Origin of the sequence: Deinococcus pimensis DSM 21231, assembly GCF_000519345.1 — a bacterium.
GTDB lineage: Bacteria > Deinococcota > Deinococci > Deinococcales > Deinococcaceae > Deinococcus_A > Deinococcus_A pimensis.
In genome coordinates this window covers 85,150-88,949 of record NZ_KI912640.1, presented here as the reverse complement: position 1 = coordinate 88,949, position 3,800 = coordinate 85,150, and the positions used below count along the sequence as shown (strand labels likewise).

At 70.2% G+C, this 3,800-nt stretch carries 4 protein-coding genes; all 4 read left to right on the top strand.

Annotated elements, in window-relative coordinates; translation table 11 throughout:
* The coding region (locus tag DEIPI_RS30370) for an aminotransferase class III-fold pyridoxal phosphate-dependent enzyme (protein WP_045234118.1) at positions 1-651 on the top strand (651 nt) is incomplete at its 5' end.
* Complete coding sequence (locus tag DEIPI_RS0111185) at positions 648-1,076, top strand: CoA-binding protein (RefSeq protein WP_027481833.1); 429 nt, start codon at positions 648-650, stop codon at positions 1,074-1,076. The genes DEIPI_RS30370 and DEIPI_RS0111185, both read left to right, overlap by 4 nt.
* 196 nt (positions 1,077-1,272) lie before the next feature.
* A complete protein-coding gene (locus DEIPI_RS0111180) occupies positions 1,273-2,298 on the top strand; it encodes a DUF4384 domain-containing protein (protein ID WP_027481832.1) in 1,026 nt (341 codons plus the stop codon).
* 246 nt (positions 2,299-2,544) lie between these two features.
* Positions 2,545-3,800 (top strand): DEAD/DEAH box helicase (locus DEIPI_RS0111175; RefSeq protein ID WP_027481831.1); only part of this gene is annotated, 1,256 nt, incomplete at its 3' end.

Here is a 3,800-nt window from a genome sequence, read left to right as displayed (position 1 = left end):
TTCCGCGCGGCCCTCGCGCGCGTCCGCGAGCACGGCGCCCTGCTCGTCGCGGACGAGGTCATGACCGGCTTCCGCCTCGGGCTGCGCGGCGCGCAGGGCCTGCTCGGCATCGAGGCGGACCTCACCTGCTGGGGCAAGATCATCGGCGGCGGCCTCCCCGTCGGCGCGTACGGCGGACGCGGCGACGTCATGGACTTCGTGAGCCCCGCCGGGCCCGTCTACCAGGCAGGCACGCTGAGCGGCAACCCCCTCGCGATGGCGGCGGGCCTCGCCACGCTGCGTCAGCTCGAGGGCGATCCGGACGTCTACGCGCGCCTCGCCTCCTACACCGCCTCCCTCGCGGAGGGCCTCGCCGCGAGCGCGCGCGAGGCGGGCGTGCCGCTCACCATCAACCACGTGGGCAGCATGCTCACCGCGTTCTTCGTGCAGGGCGAGGTCCGCACCTACGGCGACGCGGCGCGCTCCGACACCGCGCGCTTCGCCGCCTGGTTCCGGCACCTGCTCGGCGCGGGCGTGTACTGGGCGCCGTCGCAGTTCGAGAGCATCTTCATCAGCGCCGCGCACGGCGAGCGCGAGCTCGACCTCACGCTGCGCGCCGCCGCGGGCGCCTTCGAGCACGTCGCGCGCGGCGAGGACGGGAGGACGTCGTGAAGGAACTCGTGAGCACCGCCGAGATCGTGGACGTACTGGAGCACAGCAAGGTGGTGGCGGTCGTGGGCTTCCACCGCGACCCCACCAAGCCCGCGCACTACGTCCCGGAGTACCTGTCGCGTCAGGGCTACACGGTCATCCCGGTGAACCCCGCCCTCGCGGCGCGCGGGGAGAGCTACTTCGGGCGGGCGGCCGTGGCGTCCCTCGCGGAGATCGACGAGCCCGTGGACGTCGTGGACGTCTTCCGCCGCTCCGACAAGGTGGGCGAGCACCTCGGCGACATTCTCGCGATGAAGCACCGCCCGCGCACCGTCTGGCTGCAGCAGGGCATCCGTGACGACGCGGTCGCGGACGTCCTCGTGCGTGAGGGCATCCAGGTGGTGCAGGACCGCTGCATGCTCGCGGATCACCGCAACCTGCTCTGAGTTTTCTTCTATCGGACGGCCCCTTTAATGGAATCGGGGCCGTTTCTATTGTTTTCGGACCTGATCGAAAGCTGACGTTCCTTTCTTACCGGCGCGTCAAGTCCCTTACACCTTCCTGATGCCGCATGAAGCCTTTCTCCCATGGTGCTCATGGCGCGTCATGTGGCCCGCTCTAGGCTCTATGCAGGAGGAAGACATGAACAAGATCATCACCATGGGCGCCCTCGCCCTGCTCAGCGGTGCCCTCGCCGCCCCCCGCATCAGCGCGCAGAGCATCATCGTCAACCCCACCCCCACCGACCTGCAGGTCCGCGTTTCCACCGACAAGGACCCCACCGGCGGTCAGGTCCCGAACTACCGCGTCGGCGAGAAGATCCGCCTGTCCGTCACCGCGAACCAGGACGCCTACGTCTACCTGTTCAACGTGAACCCGGACGGCAGCATCGACCAGATCCTGCCCAACCGCTTCGCCTCCGGCGCGAACTTCATCAAGGCGAACACCGTCAAGCAGTTCCCCGCCAGCGGTGACAACTTCACCTTCGACATCAGCGGTCCCTCGGGCCTCAACAAGGTCCTCGCGCTCGCCAGCAAGACCGAGCTGAACCTCGACCAGATCAGCTCCTTCAAGGCGACCGGCACGACCACCAGCGCCGCCGACGCCTTCGCGACCGTCACCGTGAAGGGTCAGCAGCAGCTCGCGCAGGCCCTCAGCATCGTCGTGACGCCCCTGCCGCAGAACACCTGGGTGACCGACACCGCGCTCTACAACACCGTCGGCGCGACCACCCCGAACCGCAACGGCAGCCTCACCGTCACCACCAACGCCGAGGACACCACCGTGTTCCTCAACGAGCGCGAGCTCGGCGCGAGCGGCACGACCTTCGCGAACATCGCCCCCGGCACGTACCGCGTCCGCATCAGCGCGCCCGGCTACGCCGACTACACCACCAACGTCACCGTCCGCGCGGGCGCCACGGTGAACCTCAACATCAGCCTGCAGGCGCAGCGTCTGCCGCTCACCATCCGCAGCAACGTCGAGGGCGCGCTCGTCTTCATCGACGGCCGCCAGGCGGGCACCATCAAGAACGGCGCGTACAGCACCCAGCTCGCGCGTGACTCCTACGAGGTCGTCGTGCTCGCCCCCGGCTACCGCGCGGGCGTCCAGCAGATCCAGGTGCAGAACGGCGGCACCGTCACCGTCAACCTCAACCGCGCGCAGTAAGCGCCGATTCCTCGAAGGCGCCTCCCGACGGGAGGCGCCTTCTCGTGCGGTTTTCCTTGACGTATACCGCATAAGGCGCTATATTTTTCCTATCAACGGCCGAGCAGGCCGGTTTTTTCTTGTGGTGCACATCCTCAAGCCGCCGTTGATGCGCCTGGAGGCACCACGCGTCCACGCGTCGAGAGACACGCCCCTTCCGGTCGGGCGGCGCCCGCGCCACGCGCGGCCCTCTCGGGAGAGGCAACCATGACCACCACCGACATCGGTTTCGACGCGCTGGGCCTGAGCCCCGCGCTCGCCCGCGCCACGCGCGACCTCGGCTACAAGGCCCCCACGCCCATCCAGGCCGCCAGCATCCCGCCCGCCCTCGAAGGCCGCGACGTACTCGGCACCGCCGCGACGGGCAGCGGCAAGACCGCCGCGTTCCTCCTGCCGATCCTGCAGCGTCTCGGCAGCGGCAGGCGCGGCACGACGCGCGCGCTGATCCTCGCGCCCACCCGCGAGCTCGCCGCGCAGATCGAGGAGGCCGCGCAGGGCCTCATCCGCCACACCGGCCTGCGCGTCGCGAGCGTCTTCGGCGGCGTCGGCATGCGCCCGCAGGAGCGCGCCTTCCGTGAGGGCACCGACGTGATCGTCGCGACGCCCGGCCGCCTCCTCGACCACCTGCAGCACCCCTACGCGGACCTGTCGAAGCTGGAGGTGCTCGTCCTCGACGAGGCCGACCGCATGCTCGACATGGGCTTCCTGCCCGACATCCGCCGCGTGCTGCGCCAGCTGCCGCAGGACCGTCAGACGCTGCTGTTCAGCGCGACGATGCCCGCGCCGATCCTGGAGCTCTCCCGCGACCTGCTGCGTCAGCCCGTCCGGGTCGGCGTGGAGCGCCCCTCCACGCCCGCGAGCGGCATCACGCAGACCGTCTACCCCGTCGCCGAGGACCTCAAGACGCCCCTGCTGGTGCACCTGCTGAAGCAGGACAGCATCGGGAGCGTCATCGTCTTCACCCGCACGAAGCACCGCGCGAACCGCCTCGCGGAGAAGCTCGCCAAGGCGGGCGTGAGCGCCGAGCGCATCCACGGCAACCGCTCGCAGTCGGCGCGCACGGAGGCCCTCGCGGGCTTCAAGTCCGGCAAGTACCGCGTGCTCGTCGCGACGGACATCGCGGCGCGCGGCATCGACGTCGAGGCGCTCGGGCACGTCGTGAACTTCGACGTCCCGAACGTCCCGGAGGACTACGTGCACCGCGTGGGCCGCACCGCCCGCGCGGGCCTCACGGGCGAGGCGCTGACGTTCTTCTCCCCTGCCGAGGAGGGCGACCTGCGCGCCATCGAACGCACCGTGGGCCGCAAGATCGACCGCGTGACCGTCCCGGACTTCGACTACCGCGCCAAGCCCGCCGAGCAGTTCGAGGTGCCCCTCAAGGACCGCATCGCGGAGATCCGCGCCCGCAAGGCCGAGGACCGCGCCCGCGCCGCCGCGAAGGCGGAGCGCCGCGCGCAGAACGC

Bases quoted from the DNA above. Each gene is read 5' to 3' on its own strand.
- DEIPI_RS0111180 (WP_027481832.1), top strand. From the start codon at position 1,273: ATGAACAAGATCATCACCATGGGCGCCCTCGCCCTGCTCAGCGGTGCC.